Below are 26,312 nucleotides of genomic sequence, written 5' to 3'. Positions count from 1 at the left end.
GCAATTTCATTACAATGATTGCATTATGATTGCGTTTCGTCTTGTGCAGTCGGCATTTCTTCAAAGTGGGCGACCAATTGTGCCACAACATCTGTTGCTAGCATCGTATGGATCTGCTTGATGGTGTACGCTACCGCTTCTGGTCCTGTCGCACCATGGGTTTTGATGACTGGTGCTTTCAAACCAAACAATACGGCCCCGCCATGTTTCGCATAATCCATTTCATTTTTCACTTTCCGCAATGCATCTTTCAGTAACAATGCGCCTAATTTTCCTTTGGTACCTGAATCAAGAATCGATTGTTTCAACAACGCCATCAAGTTCAAGGCGGTTCCTTCGATCGATTTCAAAACAGCATTTCCAGTAAAGCCATCTGTCACGACGACGTCAGCTGCACCATCCAATAATTCCCGAGCCTCGACATTGCCGATAAAATGGATCGTAGGGTCTTGCGAAAGCAGTTCAAAGGCTTTTTTCGTTAATTCACTACCTTTGGTTTCTTCCGTTCCGTTATTTAACAAGCCGACCCTTGGTCGATTGATCCCGCGAACTTTTTGGGCATAAAAGGACCCTAAGACGGCATAGTTTGCCAAATGTTCTGGTTTATTGTCGGCATTAGCGCCTAGATCCAGCATGTCAAAGCCAGCATCTTTGCCGATCACTGGCATTGTGGACATCAATCCGGGACGGTCGATCCCTTTGATCCGACCAACGATGAACAACCCGGCCGCTAATAAAGCACCGGTATTTCCGGCTGAAAAAATCGCATCTGCTTCGCCATTTTTCACTGCTTGTGCCGCTAAGACCATTGAAGCGGTTTTTTTTCGTCTGATTGCTTTAACAGGTTCATCATCACTATTGATTTTTTCATCTGTGTGGATAATAGTGACATTTTTATCATCCGTCATGTATTTTTTGATTTCATTTTCTTTTCCGTAAAGGAGGAATTCAATCTCTGGAAAATCTTTTTTCGCCAGCATGACCCCTTCTACGATCGCTTTTGGGGCGTTGTCTCCGCCCATTGCATCAACAGCAATCCGCATCTCGCTGCCACTCCCTTCATTTTCCCAATCAGTATAGCATATTCTTTAATCAAAAAATTGGTTGTCTGCTTTTTTTGCTGCTAAATAGTTCGCCAACGCCGAAAATTCTGGCAATAGCTGCCAGCCATTTTTTTGCCAAAGCTGGGTAGCTTCGACTTGAGCCACTTCTAAAATGTGGGCATCCGCGACTAAATCGGCAGCCGCAAACTCTGGCAAGCCCGATTGTCGATTGCCGAAGACTTCTCCTGGCCCCCGCAACTGCAAGTCTTTTTCGCTGACTACAAAGCCGTTGGTGGTTTCTGTCATGATCTTCATTCGTTCGACCCCCGTCTCATTTTTCGGGTTTGCGATCAATATACAGTAAGAAGCATCAGCACCGCGCCCTACCCGTCCACGTAATTGGTGGAGCTGGGCTAACCCGAAGCGATCAGCGTCAATGATCAGCATCACTGTCGCATTAGGGACATTGACCCCTACTTCGATGACTGTCGTGGAAACCAAGATCTGCAGTTGATTTTCTTTGAAGGCTTCCATAATAGTGTCTTTTTCTTGATTCTTCATTTTCCCATGCAGCATCCCTACTTGATAGGTTGGGGAAAAATAACTTTGCAGCTGCTCATAAATCTCCGTGGCATTCTTGACATCCAGCATTTCGGATTCTTCGATCAAAGGACAGATGACATACATCTGGTGCCCTTGGGCCAATTCTTTTTGCGCCCACTCTAAGATCGATTCAAACTGCGGCGGTCGGACCCAGCGCGTCTCTACAGGAATCCGTCCTGCCGGCATCTCATCGATCACCGAAACATCCATTTCGCCATAAGCCGTGATCGCTAGCGTACGAGGGATCGGCGTGGCGGTCATAAAGAGTACATCAGGAAGATAGCCTTTTTCCCTTAAGACTTTTCGCTGATTGACCCCAAAACGGTGTTGTTCATCGGTGATGACTAAGCCAAGATGTGCAAAGTCTACCCCTTCTTGAATCAGCGCATGGGTCCCAACGATGATGTCGATCTCCCCAGCTGCTAATTGTTCTAAGATGACCCGCCGTTCTTTTGGTTTGGTCGAGCCTGTCAAAAGAGCGGTGGTCACTTCTAAGGGGTCAAAGAGTTGATTTAAGCTCTCTAGGTGCTGTTGGGCCAAAATCTCAGTCGGCACCATCAGCGCCCCCTGAAAGCCAGCCGTCATCGTAGCATAGAGGGCGATCGCCGCCACAACTGTTTTCCCACTTCCTACGTCTCCTTGCAAGAGCCGCTGCATGTGCTGCGGACTTTTCAGGTCATGGCAGATTTCATTGGTCACGCGCTTTTGCGCATTCGTCAATTCAAAGGGCAGTTTACGAGTAAATTCTTTCAAGCGTTGCACATCGTAATCGATCGCCAAGCCGTTTTTCTCGGCTTTTTCACTTTTCTTCAGTCCTTGGATCTGCATTTGGAACAAAAAGAACTCTTCAAAAATCACCCGCCGCTTCGCTTGATGGCTCTCTTGGGGATCTTTGGGAAAGTGCATCGCAAACATCGCGGATTTCCGATCCAACAAGCGATATTTTTCGATCAATGACAAAGGCAAGATCTCGGGGATCTGATCACCAAAATCAAGGAATGCCTGTTTGATCAGTTCGATCAACACACTTTGACGCACGGCTTTATTGACATGATAAATCGGGGCAAAGTCCTCGCCACTTTTGCTGCCAAGAATTTTCATACCCGTCAGCCCTTTGCGTTTGGCGTCCCATTTGCCATAGACGGCGATCTCTTCTGAGACCTCTACTTTGTCCTTCAAATAAGGCTGATTGAAAAAGGAGACATTAAAGACATCGTGGTCTTGCATCATGCGAAATTGCAACCGACTTTTCTTGTAGCCAAAGCGATTGACGACCGGTGGGGAAACGACGATCCCCTTGATCGTTACTTTTTCTTGGTCTTGAATCTCCGCTAATTGCCGTTCTTGAATGTCTTCATAACGAAACGGGTAATACTTTAGCAGGTCTTCGATGGTTTCGATTCCTAAACTCGCCAAGTCTTGGGCGCGTTTTTCTCCGACACCCTTTAATACCGTAAGTGGCTGATTCAGCATAGGTACCCTCCTTTTCCAAAAGTGATTTTGATTCATTGCATGGGTTCCTGCATTCATAGAAAAAGACGGAGCCAAAAATCATCTACGATTTTTGCCCCCGCCGCCTAATTTGTTTATTCTGCTGAGAAAAGATACGGATAAACCGGCTGATCTCCTTGATGGATCTCTACTTCGATCTCAGGATGCAGTTCAACGATCGCTTCTTCGATTTTGGCTGCTTCTTTGGCTTTGCCTTCTTCACCGATAATGATGGTCACGATCTCAGTATCTTCTGTGATCATTTTTTCTAAGGTAGTCATAGAAGCAGAGAAACGATCAGGAACAGAAACAACGATTTTGCCGTCGACCATTCCTAAGAAGTCGCCTTCTGTGATTTCGATGCCATCGATTGATGTATTACGGATCGCATGAGTCACCGATCCGCTGACAACACTTGCTAAGACATCGGTCATGGCTTGCTGATTTTCAGCTAGCGTGGACTGCTCGTGGAATGCCAGCATCGCCGTCATCCCTTGAGAGATCGTCCGTGTTTCAACAACCGCTACTGGAATCTCGGAAACTTCCGCTGCTTGCTGCGCCGCCATAAAGATATTTTTGTTGTTCGGTAAGACGATCACTTGATCAGCATTGACTTCATTGATTGCCACCAAAATGTCTTCTGTACTTGGGTTCATCGTTTGGCCACCACTGATGACATAAGAAGCCCCTAGGCTAGTAAACAATTCTTTCAAGCCTTCCCCCGCCGCGATCGCAATGATCGCAAATGGTGTCCGCGGACGTTTTACTGGTGCTGGTTTTGCTTCTTGCTGATCGTGTTCCAAGATCGTTTCATGCTGAAGGCGCATGTTGTCGACTTTGATTTTCACCAATGAACCAAATTTTTGCCCATAATTCATGACTTCGCCGGGATGTTCCGTGTGAACATGGACTTTGATGATCTCATCGTCGTTGACCACTAATAAGGAATCTCCCAACTCGTTTAAGTAATTACGGAATGTTTCATAATCGAATTCACTATCAACGGTCGGACCTTCACCAATTTTCACCATGATTTCTGTACAATAACCAAAAGTGATATCTTCAGTCGCTAATTGCCCTTGGACACTGCGATGATGTTCCGCATTGACCATTTCATCCATTGCAGCTGGAGATGGTTCAAAAATTTCATCGGCTGGGTATTCCCCGGTCAATGCATTTAAGAAACCTTCATAGATAAACAACAGGCCTTGACCGCCACTATCTACCACACCGACTTCTTTTAAAACCGGTAATAGATCAGGGGTTTTCGCCAATGACCGTTTTGCGCCATGAACCACTGCTTTCATGACTTCGATACAATCATCAGTGGTTTGGGCTTTTTTCTCGCCATATTCAGCGGCGATGCGTGCCACAGTCAGGATGGTTCCTTCCACAGGCTTCATGACTGCTTTATAGGCGGTTTCTACTCCATGAGTAAAGGCTTGAGCCAATTCTGGTGCAGTGAGTGTTTCTACGGTTGGAATTGCTTTAGAAAAACCGCGGAATAATTGAGACAAAATGACGCCGGAATTCCCACGTGCGCCCATCAATAGTCCTTTTGAAAGTGTAGCGGCAAGATCGCCGACGTTTTCTGAAGTCGCATCTGCGACCGCTTTTGCTCCACTGGTCATGGATAGATTCATGTTTGTCCCGGTATCTCCATCTGGAACAGGAAACACATTCAATGAGTTGACAAACTCTGCATTAACTTGTAGACGAGCCGCGCCTGCCTGCACCATTTCTTGAAACTGACTTGCGCTGATATTCGTTACCTTCACTTAGATAGTCCTCCTTAAAATCATCCGCCATGAACGGATCCCTTGCCTAATCTGGCAGTACACGTACGCCTTGAACAAATACATTTACCGAGTTCGCAGATACACCTAGCATCGTTTCTAAGTTGTATTTCACTTTTTCCTGCACGTTGCGGGAAACTTCGGAAATTTTTGTTCCATAGCTGACGATCGTGTATACATCCACTGCAATGCCGTTTTCTTCTTGGCGGACAACGACACCGCGAGAATAATTTTCTTTTCGTAAAATTTCATTGATGTTATCTTTGATTTGCTTCTTGCTAGCCATACCAACAATGCCGAACACATCTGTTGCTGCGCCTCCGACCACTGTTGCAATGACTTCATTGCTGATTTCAATAATACCTGATGAGGTTTGAATTTTTACAGCCATTTTATAGCCTCCTTCAATGGGTATGACCCATCTTTCTTCTTACATATTTTATCATAGCTGTACCGCAAATAAAAGGATGAGACATATTAAAAGGGGCTTTCTGACCAAACGTCTTGCATTTCGACCTTGTTTAATTTACAATGTTTACCGGGAAAAGTCAATGTTTCTTGAAAATTACTCTTGCTTTTTTCACCTTTCTGTGATAAATTCAGATGGTATGAGCTGAAATAGCGCTCCAACATCAAGGCAAAGGAGGAAATAACCACATGGCTAAAGTTTGTTACTTTACTGGACGTAAAACTACAAGTGGAAACAATCGTTCTCACGCAATGAATGCGACAAAACGTACTGTGAAACCTAACTTGCAAAAAGTTCGCGTTATGATTGACGGAAAACCTAAAAAAGTTTGGGTGTCAACTCGTGCTTTGAAATCTGGAAAAGTTGAGCGCGTATAATTAGACCTTTTCGGCCGTTCGTTTTGAACGGCTTTTTTTGTGCCCTTTTTTCTTTGGTGCGCTTTCACTTAGGTTTTCATTAAAGAAAATAGGTCTTTGTTTTTTTAATCGATTCACCTGTGGTAAACTAAGAAAAAATTGATAAAGAACAGGTGACTTCTTGTGACGAAAATAAAAACATTTGCCAAACAACATTGGCCTTATATGCTTGCTAGTTTCTTCTTGCCGTTTCTTATCATGGCAGTGATCTATTTGACCATTGGCATCTACCCCGGCAGCAGCCGCAGCGTCTTAGCCAGTGATGCCTTTTCGCAATTCTCAAACTTCCATGCCAGCTTCCGCAATATGCTCTTAGGCAAGCAAAGTATCTTTTATACGTGGAACGCCTCCTTAGGCTTAAATTATCTGGCATTGATCTCCTATTACTTAGGCGGGATCTTCACTCCCCTGGTCTTGTTATTCCCGAATCAGCTGATGCCAGATGCGCTGTACTTTTTGACCTTGATCAAGATCGGCAGTGCGGGCTTGGCGTTTTGGTTTTATGCCAGCCAAACCTTTAAGATCCAACGTTGGCAACACGTGACCTTAGCCGTCTGTTATGCCTTGATGTCCTTCATCACCGCCCATTCGGAACTGATCATGTGGCTTGATGCCATGATCTATCTGCCACTGGTGATTTTAGGCATTGACCGTTTAGTGAAAAAGAAAAAACCAGTCGTGCTGTTTATCAGCTACTTGCTGTTATTTTTATCCAGTTTTTACATGGGCTTTATGATTGGTCTCTTTTCCGTGATGTATTTCTTGGTCCAATTGGGCCGCAACTGGAAACAAGCTCGCGGGGCGATCATCCCTTACGGCATCACCTCCTTGTTAGCAGGGGGCGCCTCAATGGTGATCATCTTACCTGCCCTGCTGGATTTGCGGTCGAACGGGGAAGAGTTGACGACGATTTCTTCCTTTAAAACCGAAGCCACCGATGTCTTTGACCTTGTAATGAAAAACATGATTGGAGTATACGATACAACAAAATACGGCTCCATTCCCTTCATCTATATCGGCTTATTGCCGTTGCTGTTGTGTATTTTATATTTTGTTTCGAAGAAAATCCGCTTGAAGGATAAATTCTTATACGCTGGCATGTTTGCTGTTTTGATCGCCAGTTTTTATATCGTGCCGATGAATCTTTTTTGGCACGGGATGCATGCCCCAAATATGTTCCTTTTCCGTTATGCCTATTTGTTCTCCTTCTTAGTGATCATGCTGGCGGGATACGGGTGGGAGCAGCTGCAGCAAAAAGATCGTGGATTGTTTCTCATTATTGGTCTTTCTACGATCGTGGTGTTTGCCCTCTCCTACGCATTGAAAGGACCTGGAACCTATGAATATGTTTCCGCTACTTCTTTTGCGCTAACGATCGTATTCTTTGTTCTTTACTTGTTATGTATTGGGTTCGGGCAATTAGGGCTTTTAACACAAAAACGAGTGACGATCTTGATGCTGATCTTCGTTTGCGGAGAAATGGCCGTCAATACCAGCGGCATGGTTCGCGGAATTTTGAATGATTGGAACTATGCTTCTCGCAGTTTGTATACAGAACCTTATCCGGACATCAAAAAACTAGTCACTCAAGCCAACGAAGACAATGATGCCTTTTTCCGATTAGAAAACCTTGATCCTGTTTCTTCCAACGACAGTATCAATTATGGCTACAGCGGGGTCAGCATGTTTTCTTCGATCCGTAACCGCAATTCCTCAAGCTACCTGGATAAGCTAGGCTTTCGGTCCCGCGGCACCAATTTAAATATCCGCTATCCGAACAATACCTTGCTGATGGATGCTTTTACAGGGATCAAATACAATATCTCCAAGCCAAATCTCACCAAATATGGCTTTCAACGAGTCGGGGAATCTGGTGAATACAAGCTTTATGAAAATCAAAATGCGTTACCGCTAGGTTTCTTGGCTGAACCGACCATCGAATCGATTGAACAGCCGCAAAACGACAACTTGACGAGCCAGAAAAATCTTTTCAATGGCTTGGCCGATTTAAATTTAGAGTATTTTGCCTTTCAGCCGATCACGGTGATCCATAGTAAAAATACAGATATCACCAATGACGGCATGTATATGAAATTTACCGAGCAAGAAAGCAATGTCGCAAAAGAAGTGACTTGGCAAGTGGAGGTTCCGGCGAACTCGCAAGCGTACTTGAGTCTCTTCCCTGCCAACTTTGGGGAATTGGAAAGCTCATCTGCCACCGTGACAGTCAACGGTCAGCAGCGAGAAACGCAAATCAGTATCAACGGTCAATACTACGACTTAGGGCACTATGAGACCGATACGACGGTTCAATTCACCGTCAGCTTCTACGGAACGCCTGAAATCTCCTTCCAAAACCCGCAAGTCGTGACCTTGGATACCAACGCCTACCAACAAGCAATTGATGCGATCCAAGAACGAGGGGTCGCTATGACGGTCGGCAAACGCAGTGCTAAAGCCGATATCACGACTGAAAAAGAGCAGCAGCTTGTAACGACCATCCCTTATGACAAGGGCTGGACTGCTACGCTTGACGGCAAAGAAGTTCCAATCACGGCCTTTCAAGACGGCTTTATCAGTGTAACGATCCCAAGTGGTAGCCATCACTTGGAACTGTCCTTCTTGCCGCAAGGCTTTGTTATCGGTGTTTGCTTGTTCTTCGGCTGCATCGCATTGTTTATCTTGTTTGCTTGGTTTTACCAGAAACAAGTAGCCAAAAAGCAAGTCTTGGCCGAACAACGTCAACTCATGGATCAAGCGCCAGAAAACTAATCGAAAAAGAACCAATTCGTCCCTTTGAGGCGATCCCCTTAAGTTAGAGCAAACGCTGACTTATGGGTGTCCCTCAATGATCGGTGAGTTTGGTTCTTTTTTTGTGCTGGGGTTCCGCAGCTGTTCGCTCTAGTGGTCTTAGCATCCACTACCGACTAGGTCCCCTTCGATTCGGGGCCAAATACCTAGCCCTTAGAGCGTTTAGCGAAACATAAGATAACTGTTAGGTTCTTCCGCATTTTTCTTGATGGAGTGCAACGATCGCTCCCATAATTTAACCATTTTGGTTTGTTTCAAGACGCGAAAGATCGAAAGCCCTTGGTCGAATTTCAACAGTCCTTTTTCTTGATTGCCATAAATATACCAATACCATCCTTGATAGCAAAGGAGATGCGTACTGTTTAGCATGTCTCCGCGATCTGCCAATAATTCCTCCGCAATGGTCAACACCTCTTTTGCCCACTCCAGACGGCGAAAATTGACAAACGTCGTAAAACAACTAAAAATCAAATCCATTTGTATTTCTCGCATCAAGGACAAACCTTGTTCTTTTTTGGTCCGTGAAATAGCAACCTGCAGTAAGTGATAGGAGGCTTCGACAGGAAACAAGAATTGAAAATAGCGAAACAGCAAAATCTCATAGACGCCCCAGTTGTCTACTTTCATAAGGTAGGAGATGACGGGGCGGGTTTTGATGCGTAGCTTTTCCATATATTCATCGGGTGAGCGGTCGAGTTTAGAACCTGAGAGATTGATTTCATGTATCTCCTTTGTAATCTCAAGGTACAGAAAAACAAAAGAATGCTGTTTGGAAGCGGCGATCAGTTCGCTGCGCATTTCCTCCAGCCCTTCTTTGCTTCGCTGGGCGTGGGCGTTACTCAAGTAAGCTTCTTTGTTGATCCCTAAGATTCGATCCAGTAAATCCATAAATTCGCTCGTCATATAGCTGGGAAAGCTCATCAGGTTGTCGTGACTTTTTACGCCCTTTTGCTGTGCACGTAAATAATAAAACTCCTCCACCGTAACATGGATATTTTCTAATAGGCGTTCCAATCGATGAATACTGATACTTGAAGCACCTTGCTCAAATTTACTGATAAACGAGCGACTGTTTTGTTCATCCGCCACTTGAGCGATCGTATAGCCGCGCTCTTTGCGCAATTGTCGGTACAGTTTTCCTTCTTCCATAACCATCCTCCTCACAGCGATCGATCTGCAAACGCCAAACCAATCTTGCTTTACGAATGAAACTCTGCAATTAAATGCTACTATATTTAGATTCAAATTTAGATTCAACCCTATAAAATATTGAGGAACAAAATCTACGGTACCCTATTTATATGCCACTCTTTTAGCTGTTAGCCACTCGTGACAGTAACCTCTGGTATGCTCGTAGTACATTTTAATTCCACTATAGTGGAATATTTTCTCTTCCTAGTATAAAGCATCCTATACTGATTTTACAACGTAGAACGTGAAAGGATGATTTCGATGAAAGAATATCAACAAAACAAAGGCTATCGTGCCTTAGTCAACGCCGCCTTGCTCAGTGGCATCGGCATGAGTTTATTTAATATCGTCTTTGTAGTTTACGCCAGTACATTACCCTTTAATGCCCTTGCTGTTTCCTTAGCCTCCATGGCCCTGCTGATCCCTGATCTCTTACGGATCCTGACTGGCTATCTAGCCGATCGTACCAAAAACAAAGTGCAATGGATGATCAGCAGTCGACTATTACAAGGCGTCCTTTTTGTGGCACTCGCTTTTTTGATCCAACTACCGCCTAGTTTATGGTCTTTCTTCCTTTTGCTAGGCATCAACATTGTATCTGATTGTTTGGGCGCTTATTGTTCTGGGTTGCAGCTGCCCTATGTTCGCCGTCTTGTGCCTGCTGACGCCTTAGACAGTGCCATGGGCTTTCAAATGGCGTGTCAAACCACCGTTCAAATCGTCTTTCAAGGCATCGGTGCTTGGGGGATCATTTTACTGAATAATAATTTTGCCGCTTTTGGTTTGATCAATGCCGTGACGTTTTTCTTAGCCGCCATCGTGATCTTCTGGAACCGCTCGCTTTTTTATGCGGTGCCAGGGAAAATCAATCAAGCACCCACACCACTCTTTCAGAATTTCTCGGAAACCTTTAAATTATTGACTGGTACGGCTTTTCTTAAAAAGATGATCCTCTTTGCCTTACTGATCAATACCTTAGCAGCTAGTACGAGCGGTCTACTAAATCTCCAGCTGTTGGATGACCTTGCGCTTTGGTTTGCCACTTATGGCAACACCGTTGCGATGGCAGGTATCGCTACTTCGATCGGTATGGTCGCCGGTGCCTTGTTTGCTGCCGACTGGTTCAAGAATACCGGTCTGGTTCGTTTGATTGCGTATACCTCTTTCGTTTTATGTCTGTTGACCTTGAATTTTCTCTTCCTGCATAACCGTTGGCTCATGATTGCGCTACTCTTTGCTGAAGGCTACCTGATTGGGAAAATCAATCCCCGCTTTTCGGCACATCTGATTCGTGAGATCGATGAAGAGCATCTCGCCATCAGCAGCGGGATCTTTTCCACCATTGTGATGCTAGGGGGACCCGTCGGTCAAATGGTCTTTTTAGGCATCGGCAATCGCTATCACGTTGCTTGGAGCTGGCTGCTTTACTTGCTTTTTGCATTTTTGGTAGCCATCGCCGCCTTAGTCGCTGCCAGTACCTTGGAAAAAACACCCACCACTGCTGCGCCTAAAATCGCGACGGAAAGGACTGAAGATTGGCAAGAAACTACCCCTGTTTTGCCTGAGAAAAAATAAAAACACAAGCTTTCGCTTTCTCTTGTTGGACAAGAGCAGCGAAGCTTGTGTTTTTTCCTTATTCATAGGCAACATGAACCAAATACAATCCTTCTGGATGAGCTGTGGGTCCTGCCGCATTTCGGTCTTTTTGCGCAATGATTGCAGGAATACTGTCAGGTGCGAGGCGTCCATTGCCGATTTTCAGCAATGTGCCCACCATGATCCGAATCATCTTATACAAAAATCCATCACCGCGAAAGGTAAAAATCAACTCATCTCCAGCGTCATTGACCGCCATGGACGCTTCATGGATCGTCCGTGTTTTATCATCGACGGAACTGCCCGTCGCACAAAAACTGGTAAAGTCATGGGTGCCTAAAAAATCTGGCAACGCCCGTTGGATTTTTTCCAAATCTAGCGGATACGGATAATAGCTCGCATAATGGCGGCGGAAAGGACTGCGGGGTTTCCCAATGTCGACCCGAAACTGGTAGGTTTTTTCAATGACTAAGTAGCGGGCATGGAAGGTATCGTCAACGATCTCCACCGATTTTACCGCAACATCTTCTGGCGTTTGGGTATCTAAACCAAAGCGCATTTTTTCCAGTGGACGCTTTTGAGGGAAATCGAAGTGGATCACTTGCCCTTGCGCATGGACCCCCGCATCGGTGCGGCCAGAGCCATGAATCTGGATCGGTTGCCCATTGTTCATCTTCGTTAATGTCTTTTCAATCTCTTCTTGAACCGTTCGTCCATTGGGTTGACGCTGAAATCCTTGAAAATTCGTACCATCATAAGCGATCGTCGCTTTATAGCGGACCATTGAATCACCTGTTTCTTTCTATTTTTTCAAAAAAAGGCCTATGAGAAAAGTCTGATCGATCGACAGGCCTTTTCGAACCAGCCGCTGGGATTGCCAGCAGTCTCGTTGCTTCGTTAAGAACCTTTCGTGGGTTGACTTCAATCATAGGTCTTCGTTTATCCTCTTAAGAACACTAATGCTACTGTGAAGAGCGCAAAAACGATGACAACCAATGTGTCCCGTTGATGCCAGTGCAAAATACGATACTTGGTACGCCCTTCGCCGCCTTGATAGCCTCTGGCTTCCATAGCGGTAGCTAGATCTTCCGCACGGTTAAAGCTGCTGACAAATAAAGGAATCAATAAAGGAACGATCGCCTTCATCTTCTGCAACAGTCCCCCTTCGCCGAAATCGACCCCGCGGGCACGCTGAGCATTCATAATTTTTTCTGTTTCATCCATCAAGGTTGGCACAAAGCGCAACGCAATCGACAGCATCAGTGAGATTTCATGGACAGGGAACCGGATCGCTTTTAAAGGACGCAAAATGTATTCGATCGCATCTGAAAGCTCTAATGGGGGTGTCGTTAACGTCAACAAGGTCGACATGAAAATGATCAAAACAAAACGACAAAAAATAAAGATCCCGTTTTGGACACCAAATTCTGTAATGTTAAAGATCCACCAAGACCAGTAGACGTCGCCGCCGGTAGTAAACAAAATCTGTAACGCCACGGTAAACAAAATCAGCCAAATCAAAGGACGAACGCCGCGAATAAAGAAGCCAAAATCGATTTTTGAAAAGGAAATACAAAAGAGCGTAAAAGCACCCGCTAATAAATAGCTTTGCCAATTATTCGCCAAAAAGATAATCGCGATAAAATAAAAACTAGCAATCAATTTGACCCGTGGATCTAAACGGTGGATCAAGGAGTCCCCGGGAATAAAACGACCGAAAATCAATTTATTCATCATGGGCAGTCGCCCCCTTTGCTACTAAAACATCTGCCAGTTCATCAGCCGTTAGCGGCAACTGCTCAAATGCCAATCCTCTGGCTTGGAGTTGTTCCGCAAATGCGGTTGCTGTCGGTACCCCTAACTGCTTTTCTTGCAACCAGGCAGTATCTTGAAACACAACGGACGGCGTGCCGGCTTTGACGAGACGGCCTTTTTCTAGCACATAGACATAATCAGCATAGTTCGCCACATCATCCATCAAGTGGGTCACTAAAATGATCGTCATGTTCTTTTCCCGATGCAGGCGATCAAACATTTCCATCATCTCTTTGCGTCCTTGTGGATCTAAGCCCGCTGTCGGCTCGTCTAAGACCAAAACTTCTGGTTCCATAGCTAAGACCCCAGCAATCGCTACACGGCGCATTTGGCCCCCTGAAAGGTCGAATGGTGAACGTTCCAGAAAACTTTCATCTAAACCTACCAATTGAATGTATTCTTGGGCTAATACTCTGGCTGCTTCTTCGGAGACCCCAAAGTTTTTCGGTCCAAAAGCGATATCTCTCGCCACGGTTTCTTCAAATAATTGGGATTCAGGAAATTGAAAAACGATCCCAACTTTTTTACGTAACGGTTTTAGATTTTTGTTGTCTGTCTCGGGTTTGATGACTCGCTCACCGATCGTGACCGTGCCAGTCGTTGGTTTTAATAATGCATTCAAGTGCTGCAGCAACGTAGATTTTCCGCTCCCAGTATGACCGACTAAGGCGGTATAAGAGCCTTCTTTGATCTCTAAATCGATATCGAACAAAACCCGTTGTTCAAACGGAGAATGCGGTTGATAGGTGAATCCTACTTGTTCAAAACGGATGTCCATAGCCAATCCACCATCCCTTCTTCAGTTAAGTACGCTTGTGGTACCGTGATGCCCCGCTGTTTTAGTGCCGCCTTTAATTTTTCAGGAAACGGCAGATCTAAGCCTAGCTCAATCAGTTCCGGACCTGCAGAAAAAATCTCTGCGGGTGTCCCTTCGCGAACGAGCTCTCCTTGACGCATCACCAGCACCCGATTGGCGTTGGCTGCTTCATCGATATCATGGGTGATCGATAGCACGGTCAAATTGTTTTTCTCTTTGATTTTTTTGATCGTTGCGATCACTTCTTCACGGCCTTCTGGATCTAGCATACTAGTGGCTTCATCAAGAATGATGATATCTGGGCGCAATGCAACGACGCCGGCAATGGCTACCCGCTGTTTTTGACCACCAGAAAGACGCGCGGGTTCCCGGGTCGCAAACTCGCTCATCCGTACTTGTTCAAGAGCGTCTTTGACACGAACCAGCATTTCTTCTCGCGGGATTCCTTGATTTTCTAAACCGAAAGCCACATCATCTTCCACCGTCGAACCAACGAATTGATTGTCAGGGTTTTGAAAGACCATACCGACCATTTTTCGAATATTCCAGATATTTTCTTCATTCAAAGGCAATTCGCCGACAGAAACACTGCCTTCTTGTGGCAAGATCAAGCCATTGATGGTTTTTGCTAAAGTTGATTTACCAGAGCCGTTATGGCCGATCAACGCCACCCATTCCCCTTTGTTGATGGAAAAGGATACGTTATTTAACGCGGCACGCTCTTCTTCGCTATAACGCACAGTAATAGCATTCAATTCAATGATTGGCTTCATGATAGACTCCTTCATTTGCGATTAATTCTTTCTAACACTACCAAAAAAGCGCACGTTTTTCAATGATTCACGCACGATTTGTCTCCAGATCTTTTTTTCACTTGCCATCACCTGTCTTGACAGGTAATCGAAAGTAAAAAAAAAAGCACTTTATGATGAGTGCGTACACCTCGAAATACATCGAGGTGTAGGCGCTGAGCTAGACTCGGAAAGTTTCTTCCAACATCATAACACTCTTAGTAAACATCTATAAAGTGATGATAAGTGTGATTTTAAACAAGTTCTAGGATAACCATTGGTGCAGCATCTCCGCGTCTTGGTTCTGTTTTCAAGATACGAGTATATCCACCTTGGCGATCTGTGTAACGAGGAGCGATATCATTGAATAATTTTTGTAATGCTGATTCAATAACTACTTCTTCGTTTTCTTCACGTACACTTGCAACTTCATTACGAACGAATGCTGCTGCTTGACGACGTGCATGCAAATCACCACGTTTACCTAAAGTGATCATTTTTTCTGCAGTTGAACGAACTTCTTTCGCACGAGCTTCAGTCGTAACGATACGTTCGTTAATGAATAAATCAGTTGTCAAATCACGCAACATCGCTTTACGTTGGCTAGATGTGCGTCCTAGTTTACGATAACTCACGTGGTTTCCCTCCTTCACTTTCGAATGTTGTATCGGTCAGACGAACCGAACTAACGTAATCGAAAACGGTTTAATCGTCTTTACGTAGTCCTAAACCTAAATCATGTAATTTCACTTTGACCTCTTCAAGAGATTTACGGCCTAAGTTTCTTACTTTGATCATTTCTGGTTCAGATTTGTTTGTCAATTCTTGTACAGTATTGATTCCTGCACGTTTTAGACAGTTGTATGAACGAACAGATAAGTCTAATTCTTCGATCGTCATTTCCAACATTTTTTCTTTTTGTGTTTCTTCTTTTTCAACCATGATTTCAGCGTTTTTCGCTTCATCCGTTAGGTTTACAAAGATGTCTAAATGTTCAGTCATGATCTTCGCAGACAAACTCATTGCTTCCAATGGTTCGATTGAGCCATCAGTCCATATTTCCATCGTTAATTTGTCGAAATCATCCCGACGACCGACACGTGTGTTTTCTACTTGGTAGTTGACACGACGTACTGGTGTATAGATTGAATCGACTGGAAGAACACCGATTGGCATGTCTTCTTTTTTGTTTTCGTCCGCTTGAACGTAGCCGCGGCCAGGTTTCACTGTTAAGCGAGCATGGAACGTAGCACCTTCAGAAACGGTACAGATATACATATCTTTGTTAAGGATTTCTACATCACTATCAACGATGATATCGCCAGCAGTTACTGTAGCAGGTCCTGAAATATCAATTTCAAGGGTCTTTTCTTCATCCCCGTACATTTTCAATGCAAGACCTTTAATATTCAAGATGATTTGAGCAACGTCTTCCCGAACACCCTTAACAGTTGAGAATTCGTGTAAAACTCCATCGATTTGAATATTGGTGATTGCCGCACCAGGTAAAGAAGATAATAAAATACGACGTAGGGAATTTCCTAGTGTAGTTCCGTAGCCTCTTTCAAGAGGTTCCACGATGAACTTGCCATAATCTTTGTCTTCATCAATCTTTGCGATTCTTGGTTTTTCGAATTCAATCATTCTTATCTATTACCCCTTTCAAAACGAAAAGTGTCTTGTTCAATGACGTTTTTGTTACACTCAAAATGAGCAGCACTCATTAAACACGACGGCGTTTTGGAGGGCGGCATCCATTATGAGGGACTGGAGTCACGTCACGGATCGCACTCACTTCCAAACCTGCTGCTTGTAATGAACGAATTGCTGCTTCACGTCCAGAACCAGGTCCTTTAACTGTTACTTCAACAGTTCTTAATCCGTGTTCCATTGCTGCTTTGGTAGCTGTTTCTGCTGCCATTTGAGCGGCAAAAGGAGTAGATTTTTTGCTTCCTTTGAAACCTAATGAACCAGCTGATGACCATGCTAATGCATTACCATGAGTATCAGTGATCATTACGATTGTATTATTGAATGTTGAGTGAATATGTGCAATACCCGCTTCAATATTCTTTTTCACACGGCGTTTACGACTCACTTTTTTTGCTGCCATGAAGTTTTAACCTCCTTCACTTAGGAATTATTTTTTCTTGCCTGCGACTGTTTTAGACGGGCCTTTACGAGTACGTGCATTGTTTTTCGTGTTTTGTCCACGAACTGGCAATCCACGGCGATGACGGATCCCACGGTAAGAACCGATTTCCATCAATCGTTTGATGTTTAAGTTCACTTCACGACGAAGGTCACCTTCAACTTTTAATTTATCAACTTCTGCACGGATAGCATCTGTTTGTTCATTCGTTAAATCACGAACGCGAACTTCTTCAGACACGCCAGCGTCAGCTAAAATTTGTTTTGCAGTCGTGTTACCAATACCATAGATATAAGTAAGTGAAACGACCACACGTTTATCACGAGGAATATCTACTCCTGCAATACGAGCCATATTTGTTACACCTCCGATTATCCTTGACGTTGTTTATGTTTTGGATTTGCTGGGCAAATCACCATAACGCGTCCTTTACGACGAATTACTTTACAATGTTCGCACATTGGTTTTACTGATGGTCTTACTTTCATGATAATACCTCCTGTGGTTTTACGGAGTACAATTATTTAAAGCGATAAGTAATGCGGCCACGGTTCAGATCATACGGGGATAATTCCACCGTCACTTTGTCTCCAGGTAAAATACGAATGTAGTGCATCCGGATCTTACCAGAAACGGTCGCTAGAACTTGGTGTCCGTTTTCCAATTCTACTTTAAACATTGCATTCGGCAAAGTTTCGACGACTGTACCTTCGACTTCAATCATATCTTCTTTTGCCACGCACAGTACCTCCTTGTACTTGTGATTTTCACACGATAAAATGGCGGAAACTCGGTTCCCACCTGATATTCTCAAACTATGCTCCTACTTAATAAAAAGTAGAAGTCGGACTGACATATTCTATCATATCCTGTCAAAGATTTCAAGAGAAAGTTTTAAGCTGCAAGTTGGACTCGGGCAATCTATGATTAGTCAATGATCTTTTGAACATCTTCGAATACAGCGTCGATGTCGCGATCCCCATCAATCGATTGCAATAACCCTTTGTCTTTGTAATAAGTCAAAATTGGTTCACTGCTTTTGATATTGACAGCTAGACGATTTTTGACCGTCTCAGGCTTATCATCTTCACGCTGGTAGAAGTCATGACTTCCACAACGATCACATGTTCCTTCCTCTTTTGGAGGATTGAACAATTTATGATAAGTTGCCCCACAATTGCGGCACATGAAGCGGCCGGCTAAACGTTCTACAAGAACTTCTTCAGGAACATGAATATCAATAACGGCATCAAGTTTTTTGTTAAGGTCAGCTAGCATCTCATCTAACGCTTTTGCTTGATCCAATGTACGAGGAAAACCATCTAATAAGAAACCTTTCTCGGTATCAGGTTCAGCTAAACGTTCTTTAACGATCCCATTTGTAACCTCATCAGGAACTAATGCGCCTTGATCCATGTATGATTTTGCTTTAAGGCCTAGTTCTGTTTCGTTCGCCATCGCAGCCCGAAACATATCGCCTGTTGAAATATGAGGAAGACCGTATTCAGCAACGATACGTTCTGCCTGAGTACCTTTTCCAGCACCAGGTAATCCCATTAAAATGAAGTTCATTCTAATTCCTCCTGTAAGTTTTTGAATAGTGTTGAGGAAATCCTCAACACTTCAATAACTTTAATTGATGAAACCAGTATATTTCCGTTTCAGCATAAGCCCTTCTAACTGCTTGGCAGTATCAAGTGCCACACCGATAATGATCAATAGACTCGTTCCACCTAGTCCGATCGATTGCGGTAAATTCCAAGCCATCTGAGCGATGATTGGAAGTAAAGCAACCAATCCTAAAAAGATCGATCCAACCGTGCTTAATCGCATCAACAAACGCGATACATATTCTTCGGTTCCTTTACCAGGACGCACACTCGGAATGTAACTTCCTTGTTTTTGCAAGTTTTCCGCTAATTTCTCAGGGTTCACTTGAACAAATGCGTAGAAGAAGGTAAACGCAACAATCAAGACAGTGTAGATGATCGCACCCGGTACAGTGTTGTAACTAAAGATCGTTTGCACCACTTCGTACCAAGTTTCTCCTCTATATGAACTACCTAATGCTTGAATGATCGCATTTGGTGTTGTAATAAAAGAACTGGCAAAGATAACTGGGATAACCCCGGCAGCATTTACTTTCAAAGGAAGGTAACTGCTGGTAGGCGCTCCTGCTACCCGTTTTGTATATTGGATCGGAATCTTGCGTTCCGCTTGTTGAACATACGTTACTAAAGTAATGACGATCAACACAGCGATCACAAGCAGCGCCATAAAGATAGCATTCAGCCAGATATCCGATTGATCCACGTTAATGAAGTAATCTTCAATCAATTCTTTGATGCTTGCTGGTAAGCGTGAAATGATCCCTGCAAAGATGATCATTGACACACCGTTTCCGATACCACGCTCGGTGATCTGCTCTCCTAACCAAGTGACTAACATCGTTCCGGCTGTTAAAATCAGACCGATCACGATATAGGTTGCCATATTAGGATTGTTTACAAACCCGAGTTGAGTGTAATAGTTAAATCCAGCCGTTAATGTCATGGATTGGACAAAGCCCAATACCAACGTCAAGTAACGTGTTGCCTGATTTAATTTCTTACGACCCACTTCACCTTGCTTCGACCATTCAACAAATTTAGGGACGATATCCATCTGCAACAACTGAATGACAATTGAGGCAGTGATGTAAGGCGAAACCCCCATCGAGAAAATCGAAAATTGTTGCATGGCGCCACCACTTACCAAGTTTAACATGTTTAAAAATGGTAGATCTGCGATGGTGTTTAGGCGACTTGCGTCTACGCCTGGCACAGTAATATGTGTTCCCAGACGAAAGACAAACAAGATTAAGACGGTGAACAATATTCTGGATCTAATATCCTTAACCTTAAAGGCATCCTTCAATAGTCTGATCATTAGATCACCTCGATTGATCCACCAGCAGCAACGATTGCTTCTTCAGCTGCTTTTGAGAATTTAGCTGCTTTCACAGTCAATTTCTTCGTTAATTCTCCGTTAGCTAATACTTTGATTCCAGCTTTTTCGTCTTTGACGATTCCAGCTTCGTGTAAAGCAACAGGTGTTACTTCAGCACCGTCTTCAAAGCGGTTCAAGACATCAAGATTGATGACTGCATATTCTTTGCGGTTCACATTTGTAAAGCCACGTTTTGGTAAACGACGGAACAATGGTGTTTGTCCACCTTCGAATCCTAGACGTACTCCGCCGCCTGAACGAGCTTTTTGACCTTTTTGTCCACGTCCAGCTGTTTTACCGTTACCAGATGAAGTTCCTCGACCGACACGGTTACGTACTTGGCGTGAGCCTTCTGATGGTTTTAATTCATGAAGTTTCATAGGTTTGGCACCTCCTTAATCAAACTAGATCTGCTGATCCTTAGACCTCTTCAACGTCCACTAAGTGAGAAACAGTGTTAACCATGCCTTTGATTGCATCATTAGCAGGTTTTACAACTGTTGAATTCAACTTGGTAAGACCTAACGCTTTTACAGTATCACGTTGGTTTTGGGGACGTCCGATAATACTGCGTTTTAAAGTAATTTTCAATTCAGCCATTATAGTGTCCTCCTTAACCGATTAATTCTTCTACTGATTTGCCGCGAAGTGCTGCCACTTCTTCAGCGCGTTTTAATTGTTTTAAACCTTCAACTGTTGCGCGAACAACGTTGATTGGTGTGTTAGAACCTAAAGATTTAGATGTGATATCAGCTACCCCAGCTAATTCCAATACGGCACGAACTGGTCCACCAGCAGCTACCCCAGAACCTTCTACAGCAGGTTTCATAAGGATGCGTCCGCCGCCGAATACACCGATAACTTCGTGAGGGATTGTAGAACCAACCATTGGTACTTCCACCAAGTTTTTCTTCGCGTCTTCGATTGCTTTACGGATTGCTTCTGGTACTTCTTGTGCTTTACCAGTACCGAAACCTACGTGTCCGTTTTTGTCACCGACAACAACTAATGCAGCAAAACGTAGACGACGTCCACCTTTAACAACTTTAGTTACACGGTTGATCGCAACAACGCGGTCTTCTAATTCCAAATGTTTTGGATCAATATAAACCATGAATGGTGTTCCTCCTTCTCTTAAAATTCCAGTCCATTTTCGCGAGCTGCTTCAGCTAAAGCTGCTACACGGCCATGGTAAAGGTATCCACCACGGTCAAAGACTACTTCTTTAATACCTTTTGCTGCTGCACGTTCTGCGACTAATTTACCGACAGCTTGTGCTTGTTCAGTTTTTGTTGCACCTGAAACTTCTTTGTCTAAGGCAGAGGCACTTGCTAGCGTCACACCCGCTACGTCATCAATTACTTGTGCGTAGATGTTTTTGTTCGAACGGAACACGTTTAAGCGTGGGCACTCAGCAGTACCAGAGATTTTGTTACGTACACGACGATGTCTTTTCTGACGTGTCTTGTTTTTATCTGGTTTTGTAATCACAATTTGTCACCTCTTTTAATTTTGCTAGCCTAAGCTGCTAGTCGTAAAGAATTACGACTATTTACCAGTTTTACCTTCTTTACGGCGTACAAATTCGCCAACATAACGAATTCCTTTGCCTTTGTAAGGTTCTGGAGGACGAACGCCACGGATATTGGCAGCCAATTCGCCAACGACTTCTTTATCTGATCCTTTAACGATCACAGAAGTGTTTGAAGGAACTTCGATTTCGATTCCAGCTGGCGCTTCGATTTCAACTGGATGAGAGTAACCAACGTTCAATACAAGTTTTTTTCCTTGTAATTGAGCACGGTACCCAACCCCGATTAATTCTAACGCTTTTTGGAAACCTTCAGAAACACCAACAACCATGTTGTTGAAGTTTGCACGGGTAGTTCCGTGGATAGTTTTCATTTCTTTACTATCATTTGGACGAGTGAATGTTACTTCGTTTCCTTCGATATTCATTGTGATATCAGAAGAGAAAGTACGTGTTAATTCACCTTTAGGTCCTTTAACTGTAATGTCGTTTCCGTTTTGCTTGATTTCAACACCAGCAGGAAGAACGACGATCTTATTACCGATACGACTCACTTAGAGGCACCTCCTTGTGGAATATTTTAAATTACCATACATAAGCGACTACTTCGCCGCCAACATTTTTTGCTCTAGCTTCTTTGTCAGTGATTACACCGTCAGAAGTTGAGATAATCGCGATTCCTAGACCATTCAATACTTTTGGTACTTCGTCAGCTTTGACATAAGCACGCAAGCCTGGTTTAGAGATACGTTTTAAGTTTGTGATAACACGTTCACCGTTTTTACCGTATTTAAGAAATACGCGGATCACGCCTTGTTTGTCATCTTCAATGTATTCAACATCGCGGACGAAACCTTCACGTTTCAAGATTTCAGCGATATCACGTTTGATTTTTGAAGCAGGTACTTCTAGGCTTTCGTGTTTAACCATGTTTGCGTTACGCACGCGCGTTAGAAAATCTGCAATTGGATCTGTCATGACCATGGGATAATTTACCTCCTTTATGCGAGTATAGTTTACCAGCTAGCTTTCTTCACGCCGGGAATTTGTCCTTTATAGGCAAGTTCGCGGAAGCAAATACGGCAAAGATGAAATTTACGATAAACTGAATGTGGACGTCCGCAACGTTCACAACGAGTGTATTCTTGCGTTGAGAATTTAGCAGGGCGTTTGTTTTTAGCAATCATTGATTTTTTAGCCACGTAGTTCGCCTCCTTTTTTTATTTTTGGAATGGCATGCCTAATTGTGTCAACAATTCACGAGATTCTTCATCTGTGTTTGCTGTTGTTACAATCACGATATCCATACCACGTACTTTGTCGATCAAATCATAATCTACTTCAGGGAAAATCAATTGTTCTTTGATACCTAAAGTGTAGTTTCCGCGTCCGTCGAACGCTTTTTTGCTCACACCGTGGAAGTCACGGACACGTGGCAATGACACACTTACTAGTTTATCTAAGAATTCATACATTCTTTCGCCGCGTAGTGTTACTTTCGCACCGATTGGCATTCCTTCACGTAAACGGAATCCTGCGATAGATTTTTTCGCTTTTGTGATCAATGGTTTTTGACCTGAGATCAATTGTAATTCTTCAACAGCTTTGTCCAAGTTTTTAGCATTAGAAACAGCGTCACCGACACCCATGTTGATAACGATTTTATCAACTTTTGGTGCTTCCATGATTGAGCTGTAGTTAAATTTGTCCATTAATGATGGGACAACTTCTTTTGAATATTTTTCTTTAAGGCGGTTCATCTGTTAGCCCCTCCTTCCTTCATCAGATTATTTATCAAGAACTTCTCCGGTTTTCTTAGAAACGCGGACTTTTTTGCCGTCAACTTCTTTGTAACCGACACGCGTAGCTTCACCGTTCGATGGATCAACCACCATCACGTTAGAAACATGAATTGGTGCTTCCATTTCAACGATTCCGCCTTGAGGAGCAGTTTGAGAAGGTTTTTGGTGTTTTTTGACAACATTGACACCTTCAACAACGACTTTGTCTTTTTTAGGAAACGCTGCTAGCACAACGCCTTCTTTGTTTTTGTCTTTACCAGTGATAACTTTAACTTTATCGCCTTTTTTAACAAACATGTTTGTTTCGCACCTCCTTTAGATAAGAATCACTATTACAATACTTCTGGTGCTAGGGAAACGATCTTCATAAAGTTGCCTTCACGCAATTCGCGGGCAACTGGGCCAAAGATACGAGTTCCACGAGGGCTCTTATCGTCACGGATAATAACCGCAGCATTTTCATCGAATTTGATGTATGAACCGTCTGTACGACGAGCTCCTGATTTAGTACGAACGATAACGGCTTTAACGACGTCACCTTTTTTGACAACCCCACCTGGCGTTGCTTGTTTAACCGTAGCAACAATCACGTCACCAATATTGGCAGTTTTACGACCAGATCCGCCAAGGACTTTGATCGTTAGAATTTCACGGGCACCTGAGTTGTCCGCCACTCTTAATCGGCTTTCTGCTTGGATCACGATGTGTATCCTCCTTTCAGATTTTGCAATTCACAATCTATATAGGAAAATCTCGTGTGATTAGATAATCACTGCCTTTTCAACAATCTCTACTAGACGGAAACGTTTCGTAGCTGATAATGGACGAGTTTCCATAATTTTCACGATATCGCCAACTTTTGCTTCGTTGTTTTCATCGTGTGCTTTGTATTTCTTAGAATAGTTCAGACGTTTGCCGTAGATAGGGTGGTTTTTCTTTGTTTCAACGACAACAGTGATAGTTTTATCCATTTTGTCTGATACCACGCGACCTTGGTAAACTTTGCGTTGATTTCTTTCTTCAGTCATACGCTAAATGGCCTCCTTCCACTATTACTTAGCTTGTTCACGCAATACTGTTTTAATGCGTGCAATCGATTTACGTACTTCTTTGATACGTGCAGTGTTTTCTAATTGACCTGTTGCTAATTGGAATCTAAGATTGAACAATTCTTCTTTCAATTGTTTTTCTTGATCTAGCATTTCGGCAGTGGTTAATTCTCTGATTTCTTTAACCTTCATTCGATTCACCACCCATTTCCTCACGTTTTACGATCTTCGTTTTCACTGGTAATTTGTGAGAAGCAAGACGTAGCGCTTCGCGCGCAACTTCTTCAGGTACACCGGCAATTTCAAACATGATTTTACCACGTTTAACTGGTGATACCCATCCTTCAGGAGCCCCTTTACCAGAACCCATACGTACCCCGATAGCTTTGGCAGTATAAGATTTGTGAGGGAAAATTTTGATCCATACTTTCCCGCCACGTTTCATATAACGAGTCATTGCGATACGGGCAGCTTCGATTTGACGGTTTGTGATCCAGTGTGATTCAACAGCTTGTAAGCCGTATTCACCGAATGCTACTTCTTTTCCGCCTTTCGCTTCGCCACGCATTTTTCCGCGGAACTCACGACGGTGTTTTACACGTTTAGGTACTAACATGTTTATTTCCCTCCTTTCTCAGTGTTCTTTTTAGTTGGAAGAACTTCTCCACGATAAATCCACACTTTAACTCCTAGTTTTCCGTATGTTGTATCTGCTTCTTCCCATGCGTAATCAATGTCCGCACGTAATGTATGAAGTGGAACGGTTCCTTCTGAGTAACCTTCTGAACGAGCGATATCCGCACCATTTAGACGGCCAGAAACTTGTGTTTTGATTCCTTTAGCGCCAGAACGCATTGTGCGTTGGATCGCTTGTTTTTGCGCACGACGGAAAGCAACACGGTTTTCTAATTGACGTGCGATTCCTTCGCCTACTAATTTAGCATCTAAATCTGGTTTTTTGATTTCAACGATGTTGATGTGAACTCGTTTGCCAGTTAGGCTATTTAATTCTTTTCTTAGGTTTTCGACTTCAGATCCGCCTTTACCGATAACCATACCTGGTTTAGCTGTGTGGATTGAAATATTCACGCGGTTTGCTGCACGCTCGATCTCAACTGTAGACACAGCGGCATCAGCAAGTTTAGATGCGATAAATTTACGGATTTTCAAATCTTCATGTAGAAATTCAGCATACTCTTTTTCAGCATACCATTTAGCATCCCAGTCACGGATGATGCCTACACGCATTCCAATTGGATGTACTTTTTGACCCACTGATTGTCCCTCCTTATTTTTCTGATACGACTACAGTAATATGACTTGTACGTTTGTTGATCGGTGAAGCTGAACCTTTCGCACGTGGACGGAAACGTTTCATCGTTGGTCCTTCGTTTACGAATGCTTCAGAAACAATCAAGTTTTCAACATCTAAGTCAAAATTATTTTCTGCATTGGCAATAGCTGACATCAAGACTTTCTCGATGATTCCAGCTGCTTTATTTGGTGTGAACTTTAAGATCGCGATTGCTTCAGCAACGCTTTTCCCTCTGATTAAGTCAATAACTAGACGAGATTTACGAGGAGAAACGCGGACTGTTTTAGCAGTTGCTTTCGCTGATGTGATTTGTTCTGCCATTTTTGGATATCCTCCCCTCAAAATTAGCGTCTTGTTTTCTTATCATCGGCAGCATGTCCGCGATAAGTTCTTGTTGGTGCAAATTCACCTAATTTGTGTCCTACCATGTCTTCTTGGATGTAAACTGGTACATGTTTCCGTCCATCATACACAGCAATTGTAAATCCGATAAAATTAGGGAAAATTGTAGAACGACGTGACCAAGTTTTGATCACTTTTTTCTTTTCAGCGCCTTCTTGTGCTTCGACCTTTTTCATCAAATGGTCATCGACAAAAGGTCCTTTTTTCAAACTACGACCCATGGTGTACCTCCTC

The 26,312-nt window shown here is 43.5% G+C and carries 36 protein-coding genes; 3 read left to right on the top strand and 33 right to left on the bottom strand.

The annotated features are described in order from the left end of the window. Window positions 1-23: 23 nt before the first annotated feature. The 4 genes from plsX to IGI78_RS01475 form a co-directional block, all read right to left on the bottom strand. Entirely contained in the window at window positions 24-1,043 is a 1,020-nt protein-coding gene (plsX, locus tag IGI78_RS01490; protein WP_430618222.1) for a phosphate acyltransferase PlsX, read from the bottom strand. A 45-nt stretch (window positions 1,044-1,088) separates the two neighbouring features. Continuing rightward, window positions 1,089-3,155 (bottom strand): ATP-dependent DNA helicase RecG, encoded by a 2,067-nt coding sequence (recG, locus tag IGI78_RS01485; protein ID WP_267472746.1) that lies wholly within the window; start codon window positions 3,153-3,155, stop codon window positions 1,089-1,091. Window positions 3,156-3,232: 77 nt separating this feature from the next. Continuing rightward, on the bottom strand, window positions 3,233-4,915 hold the full coding sequence (locus IGI78_RS01480; protein WP_086293769.1) for a DAK2 domain-containing protein: 1,683 nt from the start codon (window positions 4,913-4,915) through the stop codon (window positions 3,233-3,235). A gap of 46 nt (window positions 4,916-4,961) precedes the next feature. Next, window positions 4,962-5,324 (bottom strand): Asp23/Gls24 family envelope stress response protein, encoded by a 363-nt coding sequence (locus IGI78_RS01475; protein ID WP_005227125.1) that lies wholly within the window; start codon window positions 5,322-5,324, stop codon window positions 4,962-4,964. A gap of 266 nt (window positions 5,325-5,590) precedes the next feature. Between IGI78_RS01475 and rpmB the strand changes: the two genes are divergently transcribed. Beyond that, window positions 5,591-5,779 carry a 50S ribosomal protein L28 gene (rpmB, locus tag IGI78_RS01470; protein ID WP_003128045.1) on the top strand — a complete coding sequence of 63 codons (189 nt, stop codon included), beginning with the start codon at window positions 5,591-5,593 and terminating at the stop codon, window positions 5,777-5,779. Window positions 5,780-5,941: 162 nt separating this feature from the next. Beyond that, window positions 5,942-8,590 carry a YfhO family protein gene (locus IGI78_RS01465; protein ID WP_288362195.1) on the top strand — a complete coding sequence of 883 codons (2,649 nt, stop codon included), beginning with the start codon at window positions 5,942-5,944 and terminating at the stop codon, window positions 8,588-8,590. A gap of 201 nt (window positions 8,591-8,791) precedes the next feature. On the opposite strand, the gene IGI78_RS01460 is transcribed toward IGI78_RS01465, so the two are convergent. Then, window positions 8,792-9,778 carry an Rgg/GadR/MutR family transcriptional regulator gene (locus IGI78_RS01460; protein ID WP_195265479.1) on the bottom strand — a complete coding sequence of 329 codons (987 nt, stop codon included), beginning with the start codon at window positions 9,776-9,778 and terminating at the stop codon, window positions 8,792-8,794. Between the two features lie 303 nt (window positions 9,779-10,081). Between IGI78_RS01460 and IGI78_RS01455 the strand changes: the two genes are divergently transcribed. Continuing rightward, window positions 10,082-11,395, top strand: coding sequence for an MFS transporter (locus IGI78_RS01455; RefSeq protein WP_195265481.1), 1,314 nt, complete (start codon window positions 10,082-10,084; stop codon window positions 11,393-11,395). Window positions 11,396-11,453: 58 nt separating this feature from the next. Here IGI78_RS01455 and truA read toward each other — a convergent pair whose 3' ends face one another. The 28 genes from truA to rpsS all read right to left on the bottom strand — a co-directional run bounded on the left by truA (window position 11,454) and on the right by rpsS (window position 26,299). Beyond that, complete coding sequence (truA, locus tag IGI78_RS01450; protein WP_077453904.1) at window positions 11,454-12,200, bottom strand: tRNA pseudouridine(38-40) synthase TruA; 747 nt, start codon at window positions 12,198-12,200, stop codon at window positions 11,454-11,456. Window positions 12,201-12,355: 155 nt separating this feature from the next. Next, on the bottom strand, window positions 12,356-13,153 hold the full coding sequence (locus IGI78_RS01445) for an energy-coupling factor transporter transmembrane component T family protein (RefSeq protein WP_005227113.1): 798 nt from the start codon (window positions 13,151-13,153) through the stop codon (window positions 12,356-12,358). Further along, the gene (locus IGI78_RS01440; protein WP_142424739.1) at window positions 13,143-14,009 is read right to left on the bottom strand and encodes an energy-coupling factor ABC transporter ATP-binding protein; all 867 of its coding nucleotides are present in this window, start codon (window positions 14,007-14,009) and stop codon (window positions 13,143-13,145) included. Before IGI78_RS01440 ends, IGI78_RS01445 begins: the two co-directional genes overlap by 11 nt. Next, a complete protein-coding gene (locus tag IGI78_RS01435; protein ID WP_077453906.1) occupies window positions 13,985-14,821 on the bottom strand; it encodes an energy-coupling factor ABC transporter ATP-binding protein in 837 nt (278 codons plus the stop codon). The genes IGI78_RS01440 and IGI78_RS01435 overlap by 25 nt, the downstream gene beginning before the upstream one ends. A gap of 272 nt (window positions 14,822-15,093) precedes the next feature. Next, on the bottom strand, window positions 15,094-15,474 hold the full coding sequence (gene rplQ / locus IGI78_RS01430) for a 50S ribosomal protein L17 (protein ID WP_003128038.1): 381 nt from the start codon (window positions 15,472-15,474) through the stop codon (window positions 15,094-15,096). A 70-nt stretch (window positions 15,475-15,544) separates the two neighbouring features. Next, window positions 15,545-16,483: a DNA-directed RNA polymerase subunit alpha gene (locus tag IGI78_RS01425; protein ID WP_008376367.1), complete on the bottom strand. Its 939-nt coding sequence runs from the start codon at window positions 16,481-16,483 to the stop codon at window positions 15,545-15,547. A gap of 79 nt (window positions 16,484-16,562) precedes the next feature. Continuing rightward, on the bottom strand, window positions 16,563-16,952 hold the full coding sequence (gene rpsK, locus IGI78_RS01420) for a 30S ribosomal protein S11 (RefSeq protein WP_005227104.1): 390 nt from the start codon (window positions 16,950-16,952) through the stop codon (window positions 16,563-16,565). A gap of 27 nt (window positions 16,953-16,979) precedes the next feature. After that, entirely contained in the window at window positions 16,980-17,345 is a 366-nt protein-coding gene (gene rpsM, locus IGI78_RS01415) for a 30S ribosomal protein S13 (protein ID WP_005227102.1), read from the bottom strand. 17 nt (window positions 17,346-17,362) lie between these two features. Next, window positions 17,363-17,479, bottom strand: a complete 117-nt coding sequence (gene rpmJ, locus IGI78_RS01410) for a 50S ribosomal protein L36 (protein ID WP_002288710.1) — start codon at window positions 17,477-17,479, stop codon at window positions 17,363-17,365. A gap of 32 nt (window positions 17,480-17,511) precedes the next feature. Continuing rightward, window positions 17,512-17,730: a translation initiation factor IF-1 gene (gene infA, locus IGI78_RS01405; protein ID WP_002288695.1), complete on the bottom strand. Its 219-nt coding sequence runs from the start codon at window positions 17,728-17,730 to the stop codon at window positions 17,512-17,514. Between the two features lie 188 nt (window positions 17,731-17,918). Then, window positions 17,919-18,563, bottom strand: coding sequence for an adenylate kinase (locus IGI78_RS01400; RefSeq protein WP_005227100.1), 645 nt, complete (start codon window positions 18,561-18,563; stop codon window positions 17,919-17,921). A gap of 60 nt (window positions 18,564-18,623) precedes the next feature. Further along, a complete protein-coding gene (gene secY / locus IGI78_RS01395) occupies window positions 18,624-19,919 on the bottom strand; it encodes a preprotein translocase subunit SecY (RefSeq protein WP_005227099.1) in 1,296 nt (431 codons plus the stop codon). Beyond that, window positions 19,919-20,359, bottom strand: coding sequence for a 50S ribosomal protein L15 (gene rplO / locus IGI78_RS01390; RefSeq protein WP_003128016.1), 441 nt, complete (start codon window positions 20,357-20,359; stop codon window positions 19,919-19,921). The genes secY and rplO overlap by 1 nt, the downstream gene beginning before the upstream one ends. A 40-nt stretch (window positions 20,360-20,399) precedes the next feature. Beyond that, entirely contained in the window at window positions 20,400-20,579 is a 180-nt protein-coding gene (gene rpmD, locus IGI78_RS01385) for a 50S ribosomal protein L30 (RefSeq protein WP_003128015.1), read from the bottom strand. Window positions 20,580-20,592: 13 nt separating this feature from the next. Then, on the bottom strand, window positions 20,593-21,093 hold the full coding sequence (rpsE, locus tag IGI78_RS01380) for a 30S ribosomal protein S5 (protein WP_003128014.1): 501 nt from the start codon (window positions 21,091-21,093) through the stop codon (window positions 20,593-20,595). A 20-nt stretch (window positions 21,094-21,113) separates the two neighbouring features. Continuing rightward, the gene (gene rplR / locus IGI78_RS01375; RefSeq protein WP_081118833.1) at window positions 21,114-21,470 is read right to left on the bottom strand and encodes a 50S ribosomal protein L18; all 357 of its coding nucleotides are present in this window, start codon (window positions 21,468-21,470) and stop codon (window positions 21,114-21,116) included. Window positions 21,471-21,527: 57 nt separating this feature from the next. After that, window positions 21,528-22,064, bottom strand: coding sequence for a 50S ribosomal protein L6 (gene rplF / locus IGI78_RS01370; RefSeq protein ID WP_005227095.1), 537 nt, complete (start codon window positions 22,062-22,064; stop codon window positions 21,528-21,530). A 31-nt stretch (window positions 22,065-22,095) separates the two neighbouring features. Beyond that, a complete protein-coding gene (gene rpsH, locus IGI78_RS01365; protein WP_005227093.1) occupies window positions 22,096-22,494 on the bottom strand; it encodes a 30S ribosomal protein S8 in 399 nt (132 codons plus the stop codon). 32 nt (window positions 22,495-22,526) lie between these two features. After that, entirely contained in the window at window positions 22,527-22,712 is a 186-nt protein-coding gene (locus IGI78_RS01360) for a type Z 30S ribosomal protein S14 (protein ID WP_003128010.1), read from the bottom strand. A gap of 18 nt (window positions 22,713-22,730) precedes the next feature. Then, window positions 22,731-23,270, bottom strand: a complete 540-nt coding sequence (gene rplE, locus IGI78_RS01355) for a 50S ribosomal protein L5 (RefSeq protein WP_005227088.1) — start codon at window positions 23,268-23,270, stop codon at window positions 22,731-22,733. A gap of 27 nt (window positions 23,271-23,297) precedes the next feature. After that, window positions 23,298-23,609, bottom strand: a complete 312-nt coding sequence (gene rplX, locus IGI78_RS01350) for a 50S ribosomal protein L24 (RefSeq protein WP_003128007.1) — start codon at window positions 23,607-23,609, stop codon at window positions 23,298-23,300. Window positions 23,610-23,644: 35 nt separating this feature from the next. Continuing rightward, entirely contained in the window at window positions 23,645-24,013 is a 369-nt protein-coding gene (gene rplN, locus IGI78_RS01345) for a 50S ribosomal protein L14 (protein WP_003128006.1), read from the bottom strand. Window positions 24,014-24,073: 60 nt separating this feature from the next. Continuing rightward, window positions 24,074-24,340, bottom strand: a complete 267-nt coding sequence (gene rpsQ, locus IGI78_RS01340; protein ID WP_003128005.1) for a 30S ribosomal protein S17 — start codon at window positions 24,338-24,340, stop codon at window positions 24,074-24,076. A 24-nt stretch (window positions 24,341-24,364) separates the two neighbouring features. After that, window positions 24,365-24,553, bottom strand: coding sequence for a 50S ribosomal protein L29 (gene rpmC / locus IGI78_RS01335; RefSeq protein WP_002288664.1), 189 nt, complete (start codon window positions 24,551-24,553; stop codon window positions 24,365-24,367). Next, window positions 24,543-24,977, bottom strand: a complete 435-nt coding sequence (rplP, locus tag IGI78_RS01330) for a 50S ribosomal protein L16 (protein WP_005226918.1) — start codon at window positions 24,975-24,977, stop codon at window positions 24,543-24,545. Before rplP ends, rpmC begins: the two co-directional genes overlap by 11 nt. A 2-nt stretch (window positions 24,978-24,979) precedes the next feature. Next, window positions 24,980-25,636 (bottom strand): 30S ribosomal protein S3, encoded by a 657-nt coding sequence (rpsC, locus tag IGI78_RS01325; protein ID WP_005226916.1) that lies wholly within the window; start codon window positions 25,634-25,636, stop codon window positions 24,980-24,982. Window positions 25,637-25,649: 13 nt separating this feature from the next. Beyond that, entirely contained in the window at window positions 25,650-25,997 is a 348-nt protein-coding gene (gene rplV / locus IGI78_RS01320) for a 50S ribosomal protein L22 (protein WP_003127973.1), read from the bottom strand. 23 nt (window positions 25,998-26,020) lie between these two features. After that, window positions 26,021-26,299, bottom strand: a complete 279-nt coding sequence (rpsS, locus tag IGI78_RS01315; RefSeq protein WP_005226914.1) for a 30S ribosomal protein S19 — start codon at window positions 26,297-26,299, stop codon at window positions 26,021-26,023. Between the last annotated feature and the right edge of the window lie 13 nt (window positions 26,300-26,312).

The sequence above is a fragment of the Enterococcus sp. DIV1767 genome (assembly GCF_050542585.1).
In the GTDB taxonomy this organism is placed as follows: domain Bacteria; phylum Bacillota; class Bacilli; order Lactobacillales; family Enterococcaceae; genus Enterococcus_D; species Enterococcus_D innesii.
Note: the sequence above shows the minus strand (reverse complement) of the source record. Positions and strands in the feature narration are given on the sequence as shown.

Coding starts and splice junctions, on each gene's coding strand:
- plsX (WP_430618222.1), bottom strand. CDS start 1,043: ATGCGGATTGCTGTTGATGCAATGGGCGGAGACAACGCCCCAAAAGCG.
- recG (WP_267472746.1), bottom strand. CDS start 3,155: ATGAATCAAAATCACTTTTGGAAAAGGAGGGTACCTATGCTGAATCAG.
- IGI78_RS01475 (WP_005227125.1), bottom strand. CDS start 5,324: ATGGCTGTAAAAATTCAAACCTCATCAGGTATTATTGAAATCAGCAAT.
- rpmB (WP_003128045.1), top strand. CDS start 5,591: ATGGCTAAAGTTTGTTACTTTACTGGACGTAAAACTACAAGTGGAAAC.
- IGI78_RS01460 (WP_195265479.1), bottom strand. CDS start 9,778: ATGGAAGAAGGAAAACTGTACCGACAATTGCGCAAAGAGCGCGGCTAT.
- IGI78_RS01455 (WP_195265481.1), top strand. CDS start 10,082: ATGAAAGAATATCAACAAAACAAAGGCTATCGTGCCTTAGTCAACGCC.
- truA (WP_077453904.1), bottom strand. CDS start 12,200: ATGGTCCGCTATAAAGCGACGATCGCTTATGATGGTACGAATTTTCAA.
- IGI78_RS01445 (WP_005227113.1), bottom strand. CDS start 13,153: ATGATGAATAAATTGATTTTCGGTCGTTTTATTCCCGGGGACTCCTTG.
- IGI78_RS01440 (WP_142424739.1), bottom strand. CDS start 14,009: ATGGACATCCGTTTTGAACAAGTAGGATTCACCTATCAACCGCATTCT.
- IGI78_RS01435 (WP_077453906.1), bottom strand. CDS start 14,821: ATGAAGCCAATCATTGAATTGAATGCTATTACTGTGCGTTATAGCGAA.
- IGI78_RS01425 (WP_008376367.1), bottom strand. CDS start 16,483: ATGATTGAATTCGAAAAACCAAGAATCGCAAAGATTGATGAAGACAAA.
- rpsK (WP_005227104.1), bottom strand. CDS start 16,952: ATGGCAGCAAAAAAAGTGAGTCGTAAACGCCGTGTGAAAAAGAATATT.
- rpsM (WP_005227102.1), bottom strand. CDS start 17,345: ATGGCTCGTATTGCAGGAGTAGATATTCCTCGTGATAAACGTGTGGTC.
- rpmJ (WP_002288710.1), bottom strand. CDS start 17,479: ATGAAAGTAAGACCATCAGTAAAACCAATGTGCGAACATTGTAAAGTA.
- IGI78_RS01400 (WP_005227100.1), bottom strand. CDS start 18,563: ATGAACTTCATTTTAATGGGATTACCTGGTGCTGGAAAAGGTACTCAG.
- secY (WP_005227099.1), bottom strand. CDS start 19,919: ATGATCAGACTATTGAAGGATGCCTTTAAGGTTAAGGATATTAGATCC.
- rplO (WP_003128016.1), bottom strand. CDS start 20,359: ATGAAACTTCATGAATTAAAACCATCAGAAGGCTCACGCCAAGTACGT.
- rpmD (WP_003128015.1), bottom strand. CDS start 20,579: ATGGCTGAATTGAAAATTACTTTAAAACGCAGTATTATCGGACGTCCC.
- rpsE (WP_003128014.1), bottom strand. CDS start 21,093: ATGGTTTATATTGATCCAAAACATTTGGAATTAGAAGACCGCGTTGTT.
- rpsH (WP_005227093.1), bottom strand. CDS start 22,494: ATGGTCATGACAGATCCAATTGCAGATTTTCTAACGCGCGTGCGTAAC.
- rplE (WP_005227088.1), bottom strand. CDS start 23,270: ATGAACCGCCTTAAAGAAAAATATTCAAAAGAAGTTGTCCCATCATTA.
- rplX (WP_003128007.1), bottom strand. CDS start 23,609: ATGTTTGTTAAAAAAGGCGATAAAGTTAAAGTTATCACTGGTAAAGAC.
- rpsQ (WP_003128005.1), bottom strand. CDS start 24,340: ATGACTGAAGAAAGAAATCAACGCAAAGTTTACCAAGGTCGCGTGGTA.
- rpmC (WP_002288664.1), bottom strand. CDS start 24,553: ATGAAGGTTAAAGAAATCAGAGAATTAACCACTGCCGAAATGCTAGAT.
- rplP (WP_005226918.1), bottom strand. CDS start 24,977: ATGTTAGTACCTAAACGTGTAAAACACCGTCGTGAGTTCCGCGGAAAA.
- rplV (WP_003127973.1), bottom strand. CDS start 25,997: ATGGCAGAACAAATCACATCAGCGAAAGCAACTGCTAAAACAGTCCGC.
- rpsS (WP_005226914.1), bottom strand. CDS start 26,299: ATGGGTCGTAGTTTGAAAAAAGGACCTTTTGTCGATGACCATTTGATG.